Consider the following 19,686-nt stretch of genomic DNA (forward strand, 5'->3'; position numbering starts at 1 on the left):
GGGTTGGTGAAGGCGAGCAGCGACGGGGCGTGGTGCAGCAGGCCGCCGATGTACCAGCGGGCGGTGTCGGACAGGCCGGCGTAGCCGGTCTCGTCGTAGAACAGCGGTTCGCCGCCGCGCCAGAGGCTCTGGTGGGTGTGCATGCCGGAGCCGTTGTCACCGAACAGCGGCTTCGGCATGAACGTCGCGGTCTTGCCGGCGGCCCAGGTCTCGTTCTTGACGATGTACTTGAACAGCTGGAGCTGGTCGGCGGCGTGCAGCAGGGTGGAGAACTTGTAGTTGATCTCCGACTGGCCGGCGGTGCCGACCTCGTGGTGCGAGCGCTCGACGGTGAAGCCGCCGTCGACGAGGCGCCGCACGATCCGGTCGCGCAGGTCGGCGTAGTGGTCCACCGGGGGCACCGGGAAGTAGCCGCCCTTGTACGCGGTCTTGTAGCCGCGGTTGCCGCCCTCCTCGATCCGGCCGCTGTTCCAGGCGCCCTCGATCGAGTCGATGTAGTAGAACGACTGGTGCGCGGAGGTCTCGTGGCGGATCGAGTCGAAGATGTAGAACTCCGCCTCGGCGCCGAAGTACGCGGTGTCGGCGATACCGCTGGCGGCGAGGTAGGCCTCGGCCTTCTTCGCCACGTTGCGCGGATCCCGCGAGTACGCCTCGCGGGTGAACGGGTCGTGCACGAAGAAGTTCAACGCCAGCGTCTTCTGCGCCCGGAACGGGTCCACGAACGCGGTCGCCACGTCCGGCAGCAGCAGCATGTCCGACTCGTGGATCGACTGGAAGCCGCGGATCGAGGATCCGTCGAAGGCGAGGCCGTCGGTGAAGACACTGTCGTCGAACGACTCGACCGGCAGGTTGAAGTGCTGCATCACGCCGGGCAGGTCACAGAAACGTACGTCGACGAACTTCACGTCCTCGTCAGTGAGGTATCGCAGGAGTTCCTCGGAATTGGCGAACACACGTCCTCCTGGCAGGCGTCGTTGATCCTGGCCACGTCCCGTGGCCGGACCGCCCGGGGACGTGGCCCGTACCGCCACCGTACGACGGCTCGCCGTGCCCGGCTCGGCAACCGCGCATCCGGGTTTCCTTCGCCACAGGCCGGGTAGTCGCCGTACCCGGCGGACCGCCCGGGACACGACGCGGCGGGAGGTTGGCATGGTGGGCGCTCCGCGACTGACCGGTGGACGCTGAGATGTGCGGGATCAGCGGTGAGGCCAGGTTCGACGGGGCCGCCCCCGACGCCGCCGCGGTGACCCGGATGACCGCGGCCATGCGGTCGCGCGGCCCGGACGGCGAGGGCGCGTGGAGTGACGGCTGGATCACGCTCGGGCACCGCCGGCTCACCGTGATCGACCTGTCCGCGGCCGGCGCCCAGCCGATGGTCCGCGACGACCTCGGCCTGGCCCTGGTCTTCAACGGGTGCGTCTACAACTACCCGCAGTTGCGCGACGAACTTCGTGCGGCCGGGCACACCTTCCACAGCACCAGCGACACCGAGGTGATCCTGGTGGCGTACGCGCAGTGGGGGGAGCGGTTCGTCGACCACCTGGTCGGCATGTTCGCGGTGGCCCTGGTGGACCGGCGGCGCCGCCGCCTCGTGCTGGCCCGCGACCGGCTCGGCATCAAGCCGCTCTACCTCGCCGAGTCGCCCGGCCGGCTCCGGTTCGCCTCGACGCTACCGGCGCTGCTGGCCGGCGGCGACGTCGACACCGGCATCGACCCGGTCGCGCTGCACCACTACCTGTCCTGGCACTCGATCGTGCCGGCGCCGCGCACGATCCTGCGCGGGATCCGCAAGCTGCCCCCGGCCACCGTCCGGGTGGTCGAGGCCGACGGGCGCAGCCGCGAGCGCGTCTACTGGCGGCCCGAGTACCGGCGCGACCCCGCCCACGACGGCATGGACGCGGCCGACTGGCGGGCCGCCGTCGGGGACGCGCTGCGCACCGCCGTACGCCGCCGGCTGGTCGCGGACGTGCCGGTCGGGGTGCTGCTCTCCGGCGGGCTCGACTCCAGCATGATCGTGGCGCTGCTCGACGGCGCCGGACAGCACCACCTCCAGACGTTCAGCATCGGCTTCGACAGCCGCGGCGACGAGACCGGCGACGAGTTCCACTACTCCGACCTGGTCGCCCGCGCGTTCGGCACCGACCACCACCGCATCCGGCTCGCCGACGGCGATCTCGGCCCGGCCGTACGCGCCACCGTGGCGGCCATGACCGAACCGATGGGCAGCCACGACGTGGTGGCGTTCCACCTGCTCGCCGAGCAGGTCGCCCGGCACGTGAAGGTGGCGCAGTCCGGCCAGGGCGCCGACGAGGTGTTCGCCGGCTACGGCTACCACCACCGCCTGGCCCGCGCGAACCGCGAGGACGCGGCGGCCGAGTTCACCGCCGCGTTCTTCGACCGTGACCACGCCGAGCTGACCGAGGTGGTCGAACCGGCGTACGCCTGCGCCGGTGACGCCAGCGGCGACCTGGTCGAAGCGGTCCTGGCCGCGCCGGGCGCGCAGACCGCCGTGGACGCGGTGCTGCGCCTGGACACCCACCTGATGCTGCCCGACGACCCGGTCAAGCGGGTGGACAGCATGAGCATGGCGTGGGGGCTGGAGGTGCGTACGCCCTTCCTCGACCAGGACCTGGTCACGCTCGCCGCGGCCTGCCCGCCGGAACACAAGCTGGCCCAGGGCGGCAAGGGCGTGCTCAAGGAGGTCGCCCGCGAGGTGCTGCCGGCCGAGGTCATCGACCGGCCCAAGGGCTACTTCCCGGTGCCGGCGCTGCGCAACGTCGACGGTCCCGTGCGAGAGTTGGTGGTCGAGGCGCTGGGTGCGCCCGAGGCGCGCCGGCGCGGCCTGTTCCGCCGGGCGTACGTCGACGAGCTGCTGGCCGAGCCGGACCGGGCCCAGGCCGCCGCCGGCAGCAACAAGCTGTGGCAACTGGGCCTGCTGGAGCTGTGGCTGCAGACGCACGGCGTGAGCTGAGCGGAGCGGGAGGAGCGCGGTGAAGTTCGTCATCGAGAGCGAGGCCGACGGCAGTGTGGGGTTCACCGTCGTCGGTGCCGACGGTCAGGTGCTCGCCACCGGGACGCCCTGCCCGGACAAGGGCTCGGCGCTCGCCGTGGTCGGGGAGCTGATGCACGGGCTGGGCGACGCCTGCGTCGAGGACCGGACCGAGGCCGGCGCCGGGCCGGTCGCCGGCACCCGGACCGAGATCGGCGACGACATGTCGGACATCGGGCGCTCCGGCATCCCGCCGGTCTGAGCACCACCGCACCCGCCCGGCCGCGCTCGCGGGTCGGGCGGATGCGTCGCGCTCACTGCTCGTCGTCGTCGAGCACCTCCGTGCGGCCGTCCCGCGTGACTGTGGGCGGCAGGTGCTCGTCCGGCTGGGCGCCTCGGCCAGCGTGTGGCGCGGGCGCGACGGCCCCGCGCTCATCCACCCGGCCGGTACGGACGCCGGGTGAGGCTCGCGTACGCCATCGTGGTCAGCGTGACGATGTCGAACACCGGCACGCCCAGCCGCGCCTGGATCCGGTGGGCGAACGGCACCAGGTCGGTGCACTCGACGACCAGCGCCCCCAGGTCCGGGTGCGCGCGGGCCAGCGTGTCGACCCGCTCGTCCACCTCGGCGGCCAGCCGCTCGACGTCGAGGGCGTCGCGCCGCCCCTCCAGCATCACCTCGCGGAACTCCGGCTGCCCGGCCATGCCGGTGACCGCCACCGGCACGTCGTCCGCGCCGATCGCGGCCAGGTGGCGCCGGGTCAGCGCCGCCTCGTCGGCGACCAGCAGCCCGACCGGGCGCCCGACCATCCGGTGCACCATCGGCAGTTGCACCAGGCTCGACGACCACAGCGGGACGCGCACCGCGGCGGCGAGTTCGGCCTGGAACAGCACGAGGAACCCGCACGCGCCGGTGATCCCGGCGACCCCGGCCGCCTCCAGGTCGCGGGCCGCGTCGACGAACGGTTGCAGCAGTGCCGGGTCGGCCTCGCGGACCAGCCGCTGCGGGGTGGCGCCCTCCACCACCCGGTAGCGCACCGGGAAGCCGAACGTGTCCGGGTTGCGGATGTGCCCGGGGATCTTGTCGAAGCTGGTGTCGAGGCAGAGCACGCCGATCTCCGGCCGGTCGCTCACGAGATCCCCTTCCGGAAGCGGTCCACCGCGAACGTCTCCGGCGGCAGGTCCGGCTCGGCGCCGGAGACGATCTGGGCGAGCAGCTTGCCGCCGGCCGGGGCCAGACCCATCCCGATGTGCCCGTGCCCGGTGGCCACGCTGACGTTGTCGTAGCCGTCGGCCCGCCCGATCAGCGGCAGGCTGTCCGGGGTGCACGGGCGCAGCCCGGCCCACACGTCCAGCCGCCGGCCGGTGTCCAGCGCCGGCAGGTACCGCCGCGCGGTGTGCAGGATCCCGTCGACGCGGCGCGGTGAGATCGACGCGTCCAGCCCGGACAGCTCCAGCGTGCCGCCGACGCGTACCCGGTCACCCAGCGGCATCACCGCGACCTTGCCCTCGCTGAGCAGCACCGGCCGGGTGGGCGTGCCGGGCCCGGCGGGCAGCGTGACGGTGTAGCCCTTCGCCGGTTGCAGCGTCAGTCCGACGCCGAGCATCCGGGCGCACGCCGCCGACCACACCCCGGCGGCGATCACCACCTCGGCCGGGCGCAGCTCACCGCTGGTGGTGCGCACGGCGCGTACCCGCCGCCCGGTCACCTCGAAGTCGCGTACCTCGGCGCCGGTGACGACGTCCACGCCCCGGGCCCGCAGCGCCGCCGCGAGCGCGACCAGGAACGCCGGGACGCGCAGCGCGGCGCCCTCCTCGTTGAGCAGCGTCCCGGCCACCGCGAAGTCGACGCCCGGTTCCAGCCGGGCCAGCTCGGCCCGGCCCAGCTCGCGCAGCGGCACGCCGCGTGCGGTCGCCGCCGGGATCGTCCGGCGCGCCTTCGCGTACCCCTGCTCGGTGTGACAGGCCAGGATCATGCCGCGTTCGGTGAGCGTCCCGGCCAGCTCGTCCTCGGCGCAGATCTCGCGCAGCAACGCGAGGCTGCGCTGCTTGAGCGCGAGCAGCGTCTCGAACCCGGCGCGGGCGTGCTGTTCGGTGCAGTGCCGGCGGAAGTGCCAGAGCCACGCCAGCAGCGCGCCGTCCAGCCGGGGCCGGACCGCGAACGGGCTCTCCGGGCGCAACAGCCAGCGGATCCCGGTGGCCGGCACCCCCGGCTCGGCCAGCGGCGCCGAGCCCTGGGTGCCGACGAAACCGGTGTTCCCGGCCGAGCAGGCCGCCGCGTCGCCGACCTCGCCCCGGTCCACCACGGTGACGGTGTGCCCGGCGCGGCGCAGGAACCAGGCGCAGCACAGGCCCACCACGCCCGCGCCGACGACCAGCACGTCGGGGTCGGTACGGCCCGGCGTCGTCATCAGTCGCCGCCGGTCAGAGCGTCACGACGAAGAAGCAGGTGGGCAGGTTCACCACGACCCGCTCCCAGATCTCGGCGCGCAGCGCCACCCCCGGCTCGGCGAACGTGCCCGGCGGCGGCTCGGCGAACCCGATGGTGGACCGGCCGGCGTCGAACAGCAGCGCGCCGTGGCCGAAGTCCCCGACGATGGCGGTGCCCGGGTCGACCAGCCGGGTACGCACGATGAACACGCCGTTGTCCTCCACGTCCCGCATCAGCGAGCCGCTGCCCAGCAGCCGGTAGTAGTCGGCCGGGTTGACGATCAGCCCGTCGGCGGTGCTGCCCATCTGCTCGACCTCGTTGCACGCGGCCAGGATCGTCGACGCGAACGGTCCCGGGTCGGTGAGCCGGCCCAGGTCCGGCATGGTCAGCAGCCCGCCCTCACCGCGCAGGATGGTGTGGTTCTCCGCCGTGGCCAGCCGCACCACCAGCCGGTAGTCGATGAACTGCGCGAAGCTGACCGGGTCCTCCCACAGCGTGTCCGGCACCTGCACCCACGCCGTGGTGGTGAGCAGCGGCGGGATGGGGGAGCGGTGGAAGTGGTTGGCCGCCTCCCGGCGCAGGTCCGCGCCGTCCACCGCCGGATCGTCCGGGCGGGGCGGACTCTCGTGCCAGTGGTAGTCCTGCGGATCCCGGGACAGGTCCACCACCTTGAGCATGTTCCGCGACGGGTAGCGGGGCTTGCGCCGGGAACTGGTGAGCGAGTCGGTGATCGTCACGTCGTAGTCGACGCTGGTGTCGAAGCCGTCCTTGGCGAACGCCTCGACGAACGTCGCGCCGGGCGACATCTGCGTCTTCCGCTCGGCGACGACCTCGGCGATCGTCCGCTTCACGGTGCCGGTGCGCTGTGACATCTGCTGTCCCTTCCTCAGGCCGGCTTGCGGGCGACGAACACGCCCCAGCCGAACTCGCCCCTGTCGATCGCCGCCTGGATCTCGTCGCACGAGTCGGCGAAGCCGAGGATCCAGGTCCGCGCCGCCTCGTCCGCCGTCGTCTCCGCGCGCTCCCGGGCGGTGCGGCCCAGCACCCGGTACGTCTGCCTGATGTGCGCGTCGAGGCTGCGCGCGACCACGTCCACGAACCCGGCCTCGGTCAGTGCCCGGCGGTAGCCGTCGAGCGAGTAGCCGTCGTTCCAGCGCACCCGGTCGTAGACGTGCCGGCGGGCCGCCTCGCCGATCCGCTCGGTGGGCTGGAGGAAGTCGGACACCGCCAGCACCCCGCCGGGGGCGAGCACCCGGAACATCTCGGCGTGGCTGCGCGGCTTGTCCGGCACCAGGAACAACGCGTCCTGGCTGACCACGTGCGTGAACGAGCCGTCGTCGTACGGCAGGGCGGTGGCCGAGCCGTGCCGGAACGACACGGGAAGCGACGCGCCCCGTTCGGCGCGCCGCTGCTCGGCGAAGCGCACCCGCTCGATGCTCAGGTCCACCCCTTCGCCCCGGCATCCGGTGCGCCCGGCCAGACGCAGCAGGAAGTTGCCGCAGCCGCAGCCCACGTCGAGCACGTTGGCCGAGGCGTCGATGCCGGCGTCGGCGGCGAGGATGTCGGAGGTCCGGTCGGCCGCCGCGTGGTAGTCGGTGTCGTCCTCCCCGGTGAAGTAGCCGGTGTGCAGCACGCCCTCGCTGTCCCAGAAGCTGAGGTACGTCTGCGTGGTCTGGTCGAAGAACTCGGAGACGTCCCGCTCGGTGAACCGGCTGGTCGTGGACATGGGCACTCCCTTGTGCGGCGGTCGGTGGGTCAGGCGTAGGTGTCCTTGCGGACGCCGGTGAGGTGGGGCAGGTCGGGGCCGGTCGCGGCGGCGCCGCCGTCGATCAGGTGCACCCCGGCGGTCACGTACGACGCACGCTCACCGGCCAGGAACGCGGCCACCGCGGCGACCTCCTCGGCCCGGGCCAGCCGGCCGACGGCGCTGTGGTGCCCCATCGCGGACAGTCGCGCCTCGACGTCGCCGTCCGCGCCGGCGAGCCGGGCCGCGGCGCGTTCCATCGGCGGCGTCCGCACCCCGCCGGGCGCCAGCACGTTGACGGTGATGCCGTCGCGGCCCACGTCGACGGCGAGGCCCTGGGCGAAGCGGACCAGCGCCGCCCGGGTCACCCCGGACAGCACGAGCGGGCCGATCGGTACGCAGGCGGTCTCCGAGGCCACCAGCAGCAGCCGGCCCCAGCCCGCGGCGCGCATGTGCGGCAGCGCGGCCAGCGACACCGCTACCGCCGGCAGCAGCACCCGGTCGACGGCCGCCCGGTAGTCGTCGGTGCCGAACCCGGTGGCGGTGCCCACGGGCGGGCTGCCGCCGCTGACCAGCAGCACGTCCACCCCGCCCAGCTCGGCGGCGACCCGGTCCACCCAGCGGGCGGCGGCGCCGGTGTCGGTGAGGTCCACGCCGGTCGCGCTGACCCGGCCGGACGCCACAGCGGTCAGCTCCCGTTTCGCGGCGGCCAGCCGCTGCGGGTCACGCCCGCAGACCGCCACGTGCGCGCCCTCCGCGGCGAACTCCTTCGCGCAGGCCAGCCCGATGCCGCTGGTGCCGCCCGCGACGAGCGCCACCCGGCCCTTGAGCCCCAGATCCACGTCCTCACCTCTCCGTCTCGCCGGCGCGGGCCGCCGCGCCGGGGTGCGCCGGGTCGCGGTCCGGCCCGCCGGACCGGTAGCCGTACCGGGTGGACAGCGGCCAGGCCAGCGCCGCCACGGCGAGCCGCTGCCGGCCGGTGAGCGTGCGCCGCCACCCGTCGTCGCGGTCCCGGATCACCGTCGGGCCGGTCCGGAACCGGTCCGGGTTGCCGGTGACCGTGTGGTTGCCGCGCAGCTCGACGGTCCGGTCCCGCACCGGGTTGGCCGCCGGGTCGACGCCGACCAGCTTCAGCAGGGCGCCGATCGCGGCGGCCGGGTCGGCGGTGAAGTCCTCGTAGCGCAGGAACGCCGACCGGTCCGGGTACCGCCGGTTGATCGCCGCGGACGCCCGGTTGAACCCGTGCCAGTACGCGGTGCTGCGTGCCGCCGACATCGCGTAGACGTACTCCTTCGGCTCCCGCCACGAGTGCGCCACCGCACGCGGGTCGCGCACCAGGTGCAACCAGTACGCCTCGACGCCCGGGACGTGCGGCAGCAACGCCGACTCGCCGGGGATCTTGGTGCTGTCCACGATCACCCGGGCGCCGGTGCGTGCGGCCACCTCCCGGTAGACCGCGCCGAGCAGGCCGGCGTGTGCGCGGGTGTCCGCGTCGTACGCGCCCCGCCGCAGCACCCGCCAGGTGTGCCGGGTCCGCAGCCGGGCCCGTTGCCGCCGAATCACCTCGGCGGCGTGCGCGTCCGCCGGCATCCCGGCCGGACGGCCGACCGGCAGCACCGCCGACCACAGCGGACACGCGGTCAGCGCGGCGCCGCAGCCGCACCTGTCGTTCACTCCACGGCCGGTCGAGTTCTTCCACAGGAAGTGCAGCTCGCCGACGTGCACCACACCGGGCACCTCGCCGAGCACGTTGCCGATGACGGTGCTGCCGTTGCGGCACCAGCCGTTGACGTTCAGGACGGTGACCGGTGCGCTCATGCCGCGCGTACCTCCGCCGGAGCCGGCGCCACCGCGGGCCGGCCGATGCGCAGCGCCATCGCGGCGGCGACCGCCGCGCCGGCCGCGCCCGCGACGAACACCGCCGGATAACCGAGACCGGCCGCGACCAGGCCGGTCGCCGGGCCCCACACCGCCAGGCCCAGATCCCAGAACGAGGTGTACGCCCCGATCGCCGCACCCTGCCGCGCCGGGTCGGTACGGTTCATCACCATCAGCGCCAGCGACGGGTGCAGCAGGGAGAACCCGACGCCCATTACCACGCTGCCGGCCACCGCGACCGGCAGGTTCGGCGCGACCGCGATGACCAGCAGCCCGACCGCCTCGCCCACCCCGCACCAGGTGGCCACCCGGCGCGGGCCGAGCCGGTCGGGCAGGTGGCCGATGACCAGGCGGGTGCCGGCGTACACGGCGCTGAAGACGCTCAGCACCACCACGCCGTGGCCGACGCCCCGCGCGTCCAGGTGCAGCACGACGAACGCGGCCAGGCCCGCGTACCCGGCGGCGCCGAAGGTGAGCGCGATGCCGGGCAGCAGCGCCGGGCGCAGCAGCAGCCCGGCGCCCTTGGCCGCCGGTGCGGTACGCGCCGGCGCGGGCACCAGCGCGACGAGCGCCGCGCCGACCGCCGGGGCGACCGCACTGAGCACCCACACCGCCTGGTAACCGGCCTGCTGCACGGTGGCGCCGAGGAACGTGCCGGCGGAGATGCCGCCCCACATGCTCACCCCGTACAGGCCGATGAGCTGGCCGCGCCGCTCGTGCGGGGCGAGCTGCACGATCCACACCGCGCCGGCGGTGAACAGCGCCGCCTCACCGGCACCGAGCAGCAGCCGGACCGCCACCAGCGCGGGTACGCCGAGCGGGGCCAGGTAGAGCAGGCCGCCGCCGGCCACCACGAGCGCCCCGGCCAGCATCACCGTGCGGTGTCCGTGCCGGTCGGCGAGGGCGCCCGCGACCGGGCGCACCAGCAGCGCGGTCACCGCCGTCACCGTGATCACCACGCCGACTGTCAGGTCACCGGCGTCGTGCCGTTCGCGCAGGAAGCCGGGCAGCACCGGGATCACCGCGGTCAGCCCGAGGTAGCCGGTGAACAGCCCGCCGAGCAGACCGGCCAGCGCGAGCCGGGGCAGCGGCCGGGCGGGGGCCTGCGCGCCGGTCACGACCCGACCAGGGTGGACGCGCGGGCGGCGGCCACCTTGCGGACGGCGCGGACCAGGTCGTCGCAGTCAGCGGGCGTGAGGTTCGACGACAGCGGCACGTCGACGGTCTCGGTCAGCAGCCGCGCGGTGCGCGGCAGCGTCGCGCGGATCTCCCCGGGGTCGGCGCTGTCGTACAGGAACCGCCAGTTCCAGAACGCCCGCACGTTGACGTCGTCGTCCGCGCCGATGTTGCGGGCGTCGATCCCCTCGGCCCGCAGCGCGCGGGCGAACCAGCCCGCGTCGCCCCAGCCCGCCGCGCCGCCGGGCACCCGGAACACGAACGCCTCCCCGAGGTACGCCCCGGGCGCGACCGGCCGCCGGACCGCGATGCCGGGCAGCCCGGCCAGGGCGGCGCTGACGTGCGCGTAGTTGCGGTGGAACAGCGCCAGCCGCTGCGGCAGCCGGGTCAGCTCGGCGCGCAGCAGGGCCGCCCGGATCTCGTCCATCCGCAGGCTCAGCAGCGGCAGGTCCAGGCCGGTCAGCGGCGGCTCGCCGTGCGGGAAGTGCCGCCGCAGCCGTCCCTCGTACGCCCCGGACAGCGCCACCGCCCGCGCGAACAGCGTGCTGTCGTCGGTGATCAGGAAGCCGCCCTCGCCGCAGTTGAGCGCCTTGTCGGACTGCGTGCTGAACGCCCCGGCGGCCCCGAACGTGCCGAGCTTGCGGCCGTGGAGTTCGGCGCCGAGCGCTGGTACCGCGTCCTCGATCAGCGGCACGCCCATCTCGGCGGCGAACGCGGACAGCGCCTCGACGTCGGCGGCGAAGCCGCGCATGTGCACGACCATGACGGCACGGATCTCGGGCCGCCAGCGGCGGCGCAGGTCGTCGAGGTCCATCCGCAGGTCGTCGTCGACCTCGACCAGGAATGGCCGGCAACCGGCCAGCACAATGGCGCTGGGGGAGGCGACGAAAGTGAATCCGGGACAGGCCACCAATGATCCCGGTGGCACTCCGGCGCCCATCAGGGCGAGCGCCAGCGCCGCGGTCCCGCTGGAAACGGCCAGCGCGTGCCGGGTGCCGAAATAGCGACACAGTTCGTCCTCGAACCGTCCGCATTCGGTTTCGTCAGGTGGGCGGTGGTCGTATCGGAAGTAGAGGTGGCTGCGGACGGCGCGAATAGCCGCGTCCTCGTCCTCGGTGTGCACGAAGACCGCGCCCTTGTCGTACGTCGGCCAGGGCGTTCGCCGCACCGGCTGCCCGCCGTGCAGGGCGAGCTGTTCGGGCAGATCAGAGCCGTTCTGCACCGGCCTCGGCGGGCTCGGTGCGGGAGCGTCGTTGTTCCCGTCCACCGGCGGACTCCTCGGGCGTGCGGCGACAATTCCTAGTGGATCGATAGGATCACCGGGACGTACGCCGGGCGTGGTCGCCCGGCAGGATCGCAGTCCCGGCGCGATCCCGTCGAGGGGTAAGAAATGCCACCAGATCCGACATTCATCGTACGTCGATCCAGCGAGAGTAATGATTGTCGTCGATCCCGCACGCGTCAACAGACGGGTGTGAATATGTTTGGCGCCGGCCCGTGCCGACAGTGAACTTTGCGGAATTGTCGTCGCCGCCCCGCTGATCCGCCCCGCCCCCGCCGCCCTCGCCCCCGCCGCCCTGCCGCCCTCCTGTCGCTGGACGCCGCGTCGCCACGGCGCGTCGCCCAGTCGCTCGGCGCGGCTGTTGCTGGGCTGCGTCCTGCTCGCGCCGGCCTGGCCGTGTCGGCCGTGGTCGCGTCGGGCTTGGCCACTTCGGCGTGGCCGCACCGGATTGCCGTCACCGAGGGTAGTGGCGCAGCCTCCCCGGCATGACTCCCCTCGCGTCCTTTGCTCTGCAGCCATCGGCGCATCGGTAACTCGCGGCCACCGTCGCTCATGCGGCTGCAGAGCAAAGGGCGCGCAGGGGTATGAGTACGGCCGTCGCCCTCTCCGGCGTTCCCGCAGCTCAAGAGCTTGCTGCGAAGAAAACGGGACCAATCGAATGCGGAAGTGTGCGTCACCCTACGTGACTTGCTGCTCGACAGGCTGACATGACGCAAAGTAACGCTCGAAGCTGCCAAGGGCGCCGAAGTCCAGTCGGACGGCCGGCAGGGGAGGACCGGAAGTGCGATCGTCGATCGCCGCACCGCGGGTCAGCTCCTCCGGAGACAGGTAGCGGCGCGAGCCGGGCAGCCGATCGGAGTCGAGCACCAACGGTCCCGGCCGGTACGTCGAGGATCGTGTCCAGCGCCGCGCGCACCTCGGCGACCGGCAGCCGCTGGAAGCCAGCCAGGCCGCTCCGATCGCTGCCGCCGCCGGTGGTGGCGTGGCTGAGCACGGTGCCGTCGCACCACGGGTACACCAGCGTCGGGCCGTCCGTGCCGTCGCGTACCAGCTCGGGCCGGACCATCGCCGGGTGCCGGACCGCCGCGTGCAGGCCCAGCGCGCGGGTCAGCGACCCCCGCGCGGCGGGTGTCCCGGCCCGCTTGACGAACCAGCGCCGGCCCGCCGACTCCACGCCGTAGGAGGCGCACCCGGAGTCCTGGTCGCCGAAGACCACGAACGCGGCAGCCGGATCCAGATCGCACACGCGCGTCGAGGCCACGACGAGGCCCTACCGCTCCGGGTCCACCACCTCGATCACGTCTCCCGGCCGCACCGGGCCGTGCGCCCCGGCGCGGCGTCAGGCGGCCTCCGGCTCCGGGGGTACGGCGAGAGCGATGGTGAGGTCGAGAACCGTGGCGGGGTCGTGCAGCCGGTCGCCGAACAGCTCGCGCAGCTTGCCCATCCGGTAGCGGACGGTCTGCGGGTGCACGAACAGGTCGGCCGCCACGTCGTCGCGGCGTCCCTGGTGCAGCAGCCACGACCGCAGGGTCCCGGCCAGCCGGTGCGCGGTGGCCGGGGGCAGCGGGGCCAGCGGCGCGAGCGCCTGCGCGCGCAGGTCGGCCAGGGCTTCCGGGTCCATGCTGAGCAGCAGCGTTGCCAGGTGGCGTTCGGTGTCGACCGGCCCGGCGTCCGGCTCGCCCAGGCCGAGCGCGAGCGCCCGGGTGGCCCGGTGGTACGACGCGGCCACCCGGTGCCAGGGCCGGGCCGGGCCGAGCACCGCCCGGTGCCCGTGCAGCAGCCGGGTGAGCTGGCGGCGCCGCCCGCCGTGCATGTCCGGCACCAGCAGTACGGCCAGCTCCTCGACCGCGTTCATGCCGGGCAGGTCCTCGCCGCTCTCCAGCGTGTACGGGTTGAGCAGCGCCAGCACCGCGCGCAGGTGCCGGCGGGGCAGCAACACCACGGTGAGCGTCTGCGGCGGCGGCCAGTCGGCGCGTTCGGCGCTGCGCCGTAGTGACTCCTCCGGCTCGCCCGCGAGCAGTTGCTGGGTGAGCCGTTCCAGGCTGCGGCGGCGCATCCGGCCGGCGCTGGCCAGCTCGTCGGCGTGCCCGGCGACGCTCGCGGCGGACAGCTCGTCGATGTAGGCGAACATCAGCTCGGCGAACTCGGCCACCGTCTCGGCGGCCAGCCCGCTGCGTACCGTGGTGGTGGACACCTCGCGCCAGGCCACCCGGGCGCCCACCCGGTACGCGGCCAGCAACGCGTCCATGCTGCGCCCCGAGCGGGCCTCGCCGCTGCCCAGCGCGTACGCGGCCTCCAGCGCGGGGGCCAGGGGAGTGCTCGGGTCGAACGCCTGGGTACCCTCGATGAGCTGGAGGAACGTTCCCAGTGCGATGCGTACCGCGTTTTCGATCTTCGCCCGCATCGCGCCGGTGAGCGCGCCGGAGTAGTCAGGCACCTCGGCCGTGATCGCGGTGACCGTCCGTTCGGCGACCATCGGCAGCCGCGCGCGCAGCGTCTCCGCCACCCCGGCGTCGAGGTTGAGGTGGGCGGCGCGCTGCCCCGTGCCGGCCTCCGACGTCATGTTTGTTCCCTCCGAACAAAAACCTGCGGCTGTTTCACCTTTGTCGGTCAAGATGTTATGCGATCGGGCGGTCACGCTGGTCATATGACCACAACTGCCTCCCGCCGCCCTCAGAAGGTCACCTTCCGGGACAGGCTGCTGCGGCTGGCCGGAGCGGTCACCACGCCGGTGCTGCCCGACGACTATCTCGACCTGATCGCGCCGCTGCGCGCGGGCGCGCCGCTGCGCGGCCGGATCGTCGCCGTCCGGCCGCAGACCCGGGACGCCGCCACGCTGGTCATCCAGCCCGGCCGCGCCTGGCAGGGCCACACGCCCGGGCAGTACATCCGCCTCGGCGTGGACGTCGACGGGGTGCGCCAGTGGCGCGCGTACTCGCTCACCTCGCCCCCGGACGCCGCCGACGGCCGGATCTCCGTCACGGTGAAGGCGATCCCCGACGGCAAGGTCAGCAACCATCTCGTACGCCGGATCCGGCCCGGCACGATCGTGCACCTCGACCAGGCCCAGGGCGAGTTCGTGCTGCCCGCCGCGACGCCCGAGCGCGTCCTGTTCCTCACCGCAGGCAGCGGCATCACCCCGGTCATGGGAATGCTGCGCTCCGGGCTGGCCGACCGGGCCGACGTGGTGCTCGTGCACTCGGCACCCACCCGCGACGACGTCATCTTCGGTACGGAGCTGCGCGCGCTCGCCGAACGCGGCGCGCTGCGGCTGGTCGAGCGGCACACCGACACCGACGGCCTGCTCGACGTCGCCGAACTGGCCGCTCTGGTGCCAGACCACCTCGACCGCCAGACGTGGGCCTGCGGACCGATCGGCATGCTCGACGCGGTCGAGGGGTATTGGTCCGCCAACGACCTCGTCGAGCGGTTGCACACCGAGCGGTTCCGCCCGACGGTGATCACACCGGGCGAGGGAGGCACCGTGACCTTCACCGGGGCGGGGGTGACCGTCGAGTCCGACGGCGCCACCACCCTGCTCGACGCGGGGGAGAGCGCCGGGGTGCTGATGCCTTCCGGGTGCCGGATGGGCATCTGCTTCGGCTGCGTCGTACCGCTGCGCCAGGGTGCCGTCCGCGACCTGCGCAACGGCGACGTCACCACCGCCGTACCGGGGGACGGCGTGCTGGTCCAGACGTGCGTGTCGGCCGCCGCCGGTACCTGCGACATCGATCTCTGACAGGAGCCACCCACGTGACCGTCATCCAGAAGAAGGCCGTCAACCCGATCGCCCACCTGAGCGCCGAGGACATCGAGATCATCGGCAAGGAACTGGACGCGATCCGGGACCGGGTCCTCGCCGACCGGGGGGAGCGGGACGCCCGCTACATCCGCAAGGTGGTCAAGACCCAGCGGACACTGGAGATGAGCAGCCGTGCGGTGCTGCTGTTCTCGCTGTTCCCGCCGGCCTGGCTCGTCGGCACGGCCGGTCTCACGGTCGCCAAGATCCTGGAGAACATGGAGATCGGGCACAATGTCCTGCACGGCCAGTGGGACTGGATGCGTGACCCGAAGATCCACTCCACCACCTGGGAGTGGGACCACGTCTCCCCGGCCGACCAGTGGAAGCAGTCGCACAACGAGCTGCACCACCGGTACACCAACGTGGTCGGCAAGGACAACGACCTCGGGTACGGCATCATGCGCGTCGACGAGGACCAGCCGTGGCATCCGATGCACCTCGGGCAGCCGCTGTGGAACCTGCTCAACGCCGCGTTCTTCGAGTACGGCATCGCCGCGTACGACATGGAGCTGGGCGACCACCTCAAGCAGCGCAAGCTCAAGGACCCCACGTTCCGGGCCAAGGCCAGGGCGGTCGGCCGCAAGATCCGCCGCCAGGTGCTCAAGGACTACGTGGTGCACCCGCTGCTGTCCGGGCCGTCGTTCCTGTCCACGCTCGCTGCCACGTTCACCGCGAACCTGCTGCGCAACGTGTGGAGCCACTCGGTGATCATGTGCGGGCACTTCCCGAACGGCGTGGAGACGTTCGAGAAGACCTCCATCGAGGGCGAGACCCGCGGCGAGTGGTACCTGCGGCAGATGCTCGGCTCGGCCAACATCAGCGGAAGCCGCCTCCTGCACATCATGACCGGCAACCTGTCGTTCCAGATCGAGCACCACCTCTTCCCCGACCTGCCCAGCAACCGCTACCAGGAGGTCGCCCCGCAGGTACGGGCGCTGTTCGACAGGTACGGCCTGCGGTACACCACCGGCCCGCTGCCCAAGCAGGTCGCCTCCGCCTGGTGGAAGGTCATCCGCCTGTCGCTGCCCAACCGCAGGGACAGCCGGCAGCCGATCGCCCCGGCCCCACTCGTCACCTCCGGCGCGGCCTGACCCGCCCCGTTCGGTGCACGGCCGGTGAACTTCCACCGGCCGGCACCTGACCGTCTGCTGCACGGCCGGCATCGCCACAGCTCAGAGCCCGTTTCGCGGCCGCCGGAACGGTCCCGGGGCCCCGTACACTCGCGCCCGTCCGGGCGTACGGGTGAAGGGGTGGAACGCCGATGCGGCGCGACGACACGACGCGGCTCGGCCGGCGCGTGGTCATGCTCGTCGACAACGCGGTCGACGGTGACTCGCGGGTGCAGAAGACGGCCCGCTCGGCCGCCGACGCCGGCTGGGACGTCACGCTGATCGGCTGCGCCCACGTCGACGCCGAACGCCGCTGGCGGCTCGGCGAGGCCGAGGTACGCGTCCTGCCGCTCGCCGCCGCTCGCGCTACTCCACCCGCCACCGCACCACCCGCCACTGCACCGGCCGTCGTCTCCCGCCCGGGCGGCGGTGTCCCCGGCCCCGAGGGCGCCGACGTCTCCGCTTCGGGCCGTGGCGCTGGTTCGCGCGACGGCTCCGGCCTGCGTGGCGTCTCGGGGCTGTGGGGCGTGTCCGGGCTGCGGGCTCGGCTGGTGGCCCGGGGCGGGCTGCCGTTGCGTGCGGCGCGACTGGTCCGCCGGCCGGTGGAGCACGCCCAGGTCCGCTACTGGCGGGCCCGGCTGCGCGACGGGGCGTGGCGGCGGCTGGAACCGGGGCTCTGGGACTACGAACGGGTCGCCGGTCCGGTCGTCGACGAGCTGCGCCCCGACCTGATCCACGCGCACGACTTCCGGATGCTCGGCGTGGCCGCCCGCGCCGTCGAGCGTGCCCGCGCCGCCGGACGCGACACCAAGCTGGTCTGGGACGCGCACGAGTGGCTGCCCGGTGCCCGGCCGCGCCGCGACAACGCCCGCTGGCTGCCCGCGCACCTCGGCTACGTCCGCGAGTTCGCCGGCCACGCCGACGCGGTGGTCACCGTCTCGGACACGCTCGCCGACCTGCTGGTACGCGATCACGCCCTGCCCGAGCGCCCGACCGTGATCCTGAACGCCCCGGTCACCGCCGCCTCAGAGCCGTCCGCCTTCGAGCCGTCCGCTCCCGAGCCGGCCGCCTTCGAGCCCGCCGACCTGGCCGCTCCCGACCTGCGGAAGCGGTGCGGTCTGCCCCCGGACACGCCGCTGCTCGTCTACAGCGGGGCGATGGCCGTCCAGCGCGGCGTGGACACGGTGGTCGAGGCGCTGCCGCTGCTGCCCGGCGTGCACCTGGCCCTTGTCGTCGCCGACCCGGCCGCCGCCTACGTCCGTCAGGTCGTGGCCCGCGCCGCCCGGCATCAGGTGGCCGACCGGGTGCACGTGCTGCCGTACGTGCCGCACCGCCAGCTCGTCGCGTTCCTCGCCACTGCCGACATCGGGCTGATCCCGCTGCACCACTGGCCCAACCACGAGATCGCGCTGATCACGAAGTTCTTCGAGTACGCGCACGCGCGGCTGCCGATCGTGGTCAGCGACGTCCGGACCATGGCCGAGACGGTCCGGGCCACCGGTCAGGGTGAGGTGTTCCGCGCCCGCGACACCGCCGATCTGGCCCGCGCCGTCCGGGCGGTGCTCGCGGATCCGGCCCGCTACCGTGCTGCCTACGAGGGCGAGGACTCGCCGCTGCCCGGGTGGACATGGGAGGCGCAGGCCGAACGCCTGGACGTCCTCTACCGCCGCCTGCTCACCCCCACCCCCTGACGGGGAGCATGGTCAACTCCAGCTCGGCGAGGTGGCGGCATCCGAGGGCCGGTGACCCCGCCATCTCGGGGAAGTTGTGTTGATCTTGCGCCGGCACGGGGGTACGGGTGTGCGGGAAAAGAGTTGGGCGGGACGGTGTGGATCGGGCTAGCGTCGACGTATGCAGAGCAGGCGCAGTCTTACCGCCGCAGCCGCGCGAGCTTCCCGCTCGCCGGTTGCCGCCGCCTGACCTGCCCCACTCCCACGCCGGCGACCGGAAACGGTCCGCCGGCGTCGTCGTGTCGACGCCAACGCGCGCGGCGGGCCGTCCGGTCACCCGTACCCGGAAGGCACCCGCCATGACGCCCGACGAGATCATCAGGACGTTCCTCGACCACTACCACCGGCACGACCATCGGGACGCGCCGGAGAGTTCACTCATCCCGCCGCCGGGTGACCCGGTGCTGTTCACCACGTCCGGCATGCACCCGCTCACGCCGTACCTGCTGGGGCGCCCACACCCGGGCGGACCGCGACTGGCGAACGTGCAGCGGTGCCTGCGCACCACGGACCTGGACGAGGTGGGCGACGACACCCACCTGACCGTGTTCCAGATGCTCGGCTCGTGGTCGCTCGGCGACTACGACATCGTGACCAGCCTCCGCTGGGGCTTCGACCTGCTCACCGGCGGGTTCGGCATCCCGGTGGAGAGGCTGCACGCCACGGTCTTCGGCGGCGGCAACGGAGAAGGGCCGGACGGCACCGCGCGGGACACCTGGACCGGGCTCGGCGTGCCGGTGGAGGCGCTGGGTGAGGACAACTGGTGGTCGAACGGCCCGACCGGCCCCTGCGGACCGGACTCGGAGATCTTCGTGTGGACCGGCGACGGCCCGCCCACGGGCCCGCCCAGCAGCGACGAGCGCTGGGTGGAGGTGTGGAACCACGTGCAGATGCGCTACCACCGGCACCCCGACGGGCGGCTCACGCCGCTGCCGCACTCCAGCATCGACACCGGTATGGGCCTGGAACGGCTGGAGATGGTGCTGCGCGGCGACCGGTCCGTGTTCACCGGCGACGGGCTGCGCCAGTGGGTGGAGGCGGTCCGCGACCGGTGGAACCTGCGCGGTGAGGACCTGCGCGTGGTCTCCGACCACCTGCGGTCCGCGGTGGTCGTGCTCGGTGACGGGGTACGCCCCGGCAACACCGGCCGCGGGTACGTGCTGCGGCGGCTGCTGCGCCGCGCGCTGACAGTGCTGTGGCGCGACGACCCGGCGCGCACCCTCGACGACCTGCCACCCGAGCTGTACGCGGACACGCTGCGCCTCTTCCGCCAGCTGCCCGATCCGAGCGCGGAGCCGGTCGACGTCGGCGCGCTGCACGCGACGATCGTGGACGAGGAACGCCGATTCCGGGGGCTGCTGCGACGCGGACGGCCGCTCGTCGACCGGGTAAGAAAGCGCGGGCCACTGACCGACCGCGACTACCACTGGCTGCACGACACCCACGGCCTGCCCCGCGACCTGGTCGACGGCCTGCTCGCCGAGGCGGGCTGAGCGGCGACCGGGCGAGTAGCGGCCGAGACGGCGACCGGGCGAGTAGCGGCCG

The 19,686-nt window shown here is 73.4% G+C and carries 16 protein-coding genes; 6 read left to right on the forward strand and 10 right to left on the reverse strand.

The window, feature by feature from the left end; genetic code table 11:
- The coding region (locus GA0070215_RS26790) for a glutamine synthetase beta-grasp domain-containing protein (protein ID WP_091051383.1) at positions 1-953 on the reverse strand (953 nt) is incomplete at its 3' end.
- Between the two features lie 233 nt (positions 954-1,186).
- On the opposite strand from GA0070215_RS26790, the gene GA0070215_RS26795 reads away from it, so the two are divergent.
- Positions 1,187-2,971, forward strand: coding sequence for an N-acetylglutaminylglutamine amidotransferase (locus tag GA0070215_RS26795; protein WP_091051386.1), 1,785 nt, complete (start codon positions 1,187-1,189; stop codon positions 2,969-2,971).
- Positions 2,972-2,990: 19 nt separating this feature from the next.
- Positions 2,991-3,251 carry a YegP family protein gene (locus GA0070215_RS26800; protein WP_018787155.1) on the forward strand — a complete coding sequence of 87 codons (261 nt, stop codon included), beginning with the start codon at positions 2,991-2,993 and terminating at the stop codon, positions 3,249-3,251.
- Between the two features lie 170 nt (positions 3,252-3,421).
- Here the strand turns inward: GA0070215_RS26800 and GA0070215_RS26805 are convergent, their stop codons facing one another.
- The 9 genes from GA0070215_RS26805 to GA0070215_RS26850 form a co-directional block, all read right to left on the reverse strand.
- Positions 3,422-4,123, reverse strand: coding sequence for an aspartate/glutamate racemase family protein (locus GA0070215_RS26805; protein WP_091051389.1), 702 nt, complete (start codon positions 4,121-4,123; stop codon positions 3,422-3,424).
- Positions 4,120-5,400, reverse strand: a complete 1,281-nt coding sequence (locus tag GA0070215_RS26810; RefSeq protein WP_091051393.1) for an FAD-dependent oxidoreductase — start codon at positions 5,398-5,400, stop codon at positions 4,120-4,122. The genes GA0070215_RS26805 and GA0070215_RS26810 overlap by 4 nt, the downstream gene beginning before the upstream one ends.
- A 13-nt stretch (positions 5,401-5,413) precedes the next feature.
- Positions 5,414-6,292: a family 3 encapsulin nanocompartment shell protein gene (locus GA0070215_RS26815; RefSeq protein ID WP_091051396.1), complete on the reverse strand. Its 879-nt coding sequence runs from the start codon at positions 6,290-6,292 to the stop codon at positions 5,414-5,416.
- A gap of 14 nt (positions 6,293-6,306) precedes the next feature.
- A complete protein-coding gene (locus GA0070215_RS26820) occupies positions 6,307-7,146 on the reverse strand; it encodes a class I SAM-dependent methyltransferase (RefSeq protein ID WP_091051400.1) in 840 nt (279 codons plus the stop codon).
- A 29-nt stretch (positions 7,147-7,175) separates the two neighbouring features.
- Positions 7,176-8,006 (reverse strand): SDR family NAD(P)-dependent oxidoreductase, encoded by an 831-nt coding sequence (locus GA0070215_RS26825; RefSeq protein WP_091051402.1) that lies wholly within the window; start codon positions 8,004-8,006, stop codon positions 7,176-7,178.
- Between the two features lie 4 nt (positions 8,007-8,010).
- A complete protein-coding gene (locus tag GA0070215_RS26830; protein WP_091051405.1) occupies positions 8,011-8,982 on the reverse strand; it encodes a sulfotransferase family protein in 972 nt (323 codons plus the stop codon).
- Positions 8,979-10,160 (reverse strand): MFS transporter, encoded by a 1,182-nt coding sequence (locus tag GA0070215_RS26835; RefSeq protein ID WP_091051409.1) that lies wholly within the window; start codon positions 10,158-10,160, stop codon positions 8,979-8,981. The genes GA0070215_RS26830 and GA0070215_RS26835 overlap by 4 nt, the downstream gene beginning before the upstream one ends.
- Positions 10,157-11,485 carry a DegT/DnrJ/EryC1/StrS family aminotransferase gene (locus GA0070215_RS26840; protein ID WP_018787164.1) on the reverse strand — a complete coding sequence of 443 codons (1,329 nt, stop codon included), beginning with the start codon at positions 11,483-11,485 and terminating at the stop codon, positions 10,157-10,159. Before GA0070215_RS26840 ends, GA0070215_RS26835 begins: the two co-directional genes overlap by 4 nt.
- A 1,354-nt stretch (positions 11,486-12,839) precedes the next feature.
- Positions 12,840-14,063 (reverse strand): PucR family transcriptional regulator, encoded by a 1,224-nt coding sequence (locus tag GA0070215_RS26850; RefSeq protein WP_018787166.1) that lies wholly within the window; start codon positions 14,061-14,063, stop codon positions 12,840-12,842.
- An 84-nt stretch (positions 14,064-14,147) separates the two neighbouring features.
- On the opposite strand from GA0070215_RS26850, the gene GA0070215_RS26855 reads away from it, so the two are divergent.
- The 4 genes from GA0070215_RS26855 to GA0070215_RS26870 all read left to right on the forward strand — a co-directional run bounded on the left by GA0070215_RS26855 (position 14,148) and on the right by GA0070215_RS26870 (position 19,634).
- The gene (locus GA0070215_RS26855; protein WP_018787167.1) at positions 14,148-15,239 is read left to right on the forward strand and encodes a ferredoxin reductase; all 1,092 of its coding nucleotides are present in this window, start codon (positions 14,148-14,150) and stop codon (positions 15,237-15,239) included.
- Positions 15,240-15,253: 14 nt separating this feature from the next.
- Positions 15,254-16,393 carry a fatty acid desaturase family protein gene (locus tag GA0070215_RS26860; RefSeq protein WP_018787168.1) on the forward strand — a complete coding sequence of 380 codons (1,140 nt, stop codon included), beginning with the start codon at positions 15,254-15,256 and terminating at the stop codon, positions 16,391-16,393.
- A 170-nt stretch (positions 16,394-16,563) separates the two neighbouring features.
- Positions 16,564-18,102: a glycosyltransferase gene (locus tag GA0070215_RS26865; protein ID WP_091051412.1), complete on the forward strand. Its 1,539-nt coding sequence runs from the start codon at positions 16,564-16,566 to the stop codon at positions 18,100-18,102.
- Positions 18,103-18,440: 338 nt separating this feature from the next.
- Positions 18,441-19,634 carry an alanine--tRNA ligase-related protein gene (locus GA0070215_RS26870; protein ID WP_091051415.1) on the forward strand — a complete coding sequence of 398 codons (1,194 nt, stop codon included), beginning with the start codon at positions 18,441-18,443 and terminating at the stop codon, positions 19,632-19,634.
- The last annotated feature ends 52 nt before the right edge of the window (positions 19,635-19,686 follow it).

The organism is Micromonospora marina (assembly GCF_900091565.1).
In the GTDB taxonomy this organism is placed as follows: Bacteria; Actinomycetota; Actinomycetes; order Mycobacteriales; family Micromonosporaceae; genus Micromonospora; species Micromonospora marina.

Excerpts from the sequence above, each read along its gene's own strand:
- GA0070215_RS26795 (WP_091051386.1), top strand. The coding sequence starts at position 1,187 with ATGTGCGGGATCAGCGGTGAGGCCAGGTTCGACGGGGCCGCCCCCGAC.
- GA0070215_RS26810 (WP_091051393.1), bottom strand. The coding sequence starts at position 5,400 with ATGACGACGCCGGGCCGTACCGACCCCGACGTGCTGGTCGTCGGCGCG.
- GA0070215_RS26815 (WP_091051396.1), bottom strand. The coding sequence starts at position 6,292 with ATGTCACAGCGCACCGGCACCGTGAAGCGGACGATCGCCGAGGTCGTC.
- GA0070215_RS26820 (WP_091051400.1), bottom strand. The coding sequence starts at position 7,146 with ATGTCCACGACCAGCCGGTTCACCGAGCGGGACGTCTCCGAGTTCTTC.
- GA0070215_RS26830 (WP_091051405.1), bottom strand. The coding sequence starts at position 8,982 with ATGAGCGCACCGGTCACCGTCCTGAACGTCAACGGCTGGTGCCGCAAC.
- GA0070215_RS26850 (WP_018787166.1), bottom strand. The coding sequence starts at position 14,063 with ATGACGTCGGAGGCCGGCACGGGGCAGCGCGCCGCCCACCTCAACCTC.
- GA0070215_RS26855 (WP_018787167.1), top strand. The coding sequence starts at position 14,148 with ATGACCACAACTGCCTCCCGCCGCCCTCAGAAGGTCACCTTCCGGGAC.
- GA0070215_RS26865 (WP_091051412.1), top strand. The coding sequence starts at position 16,564 with ATGCGGCGCGACGACACGACGCGGCTCGGCCGGCGCGTGGTCATGCTC.
- GA0070215_RS26870 (WP_091051415.1), top strand. The coding sequence starts at position 18,441 with ATGACGCCCGACGAGATCATCAGGACGTTCCTCGACCACTACCACCGG.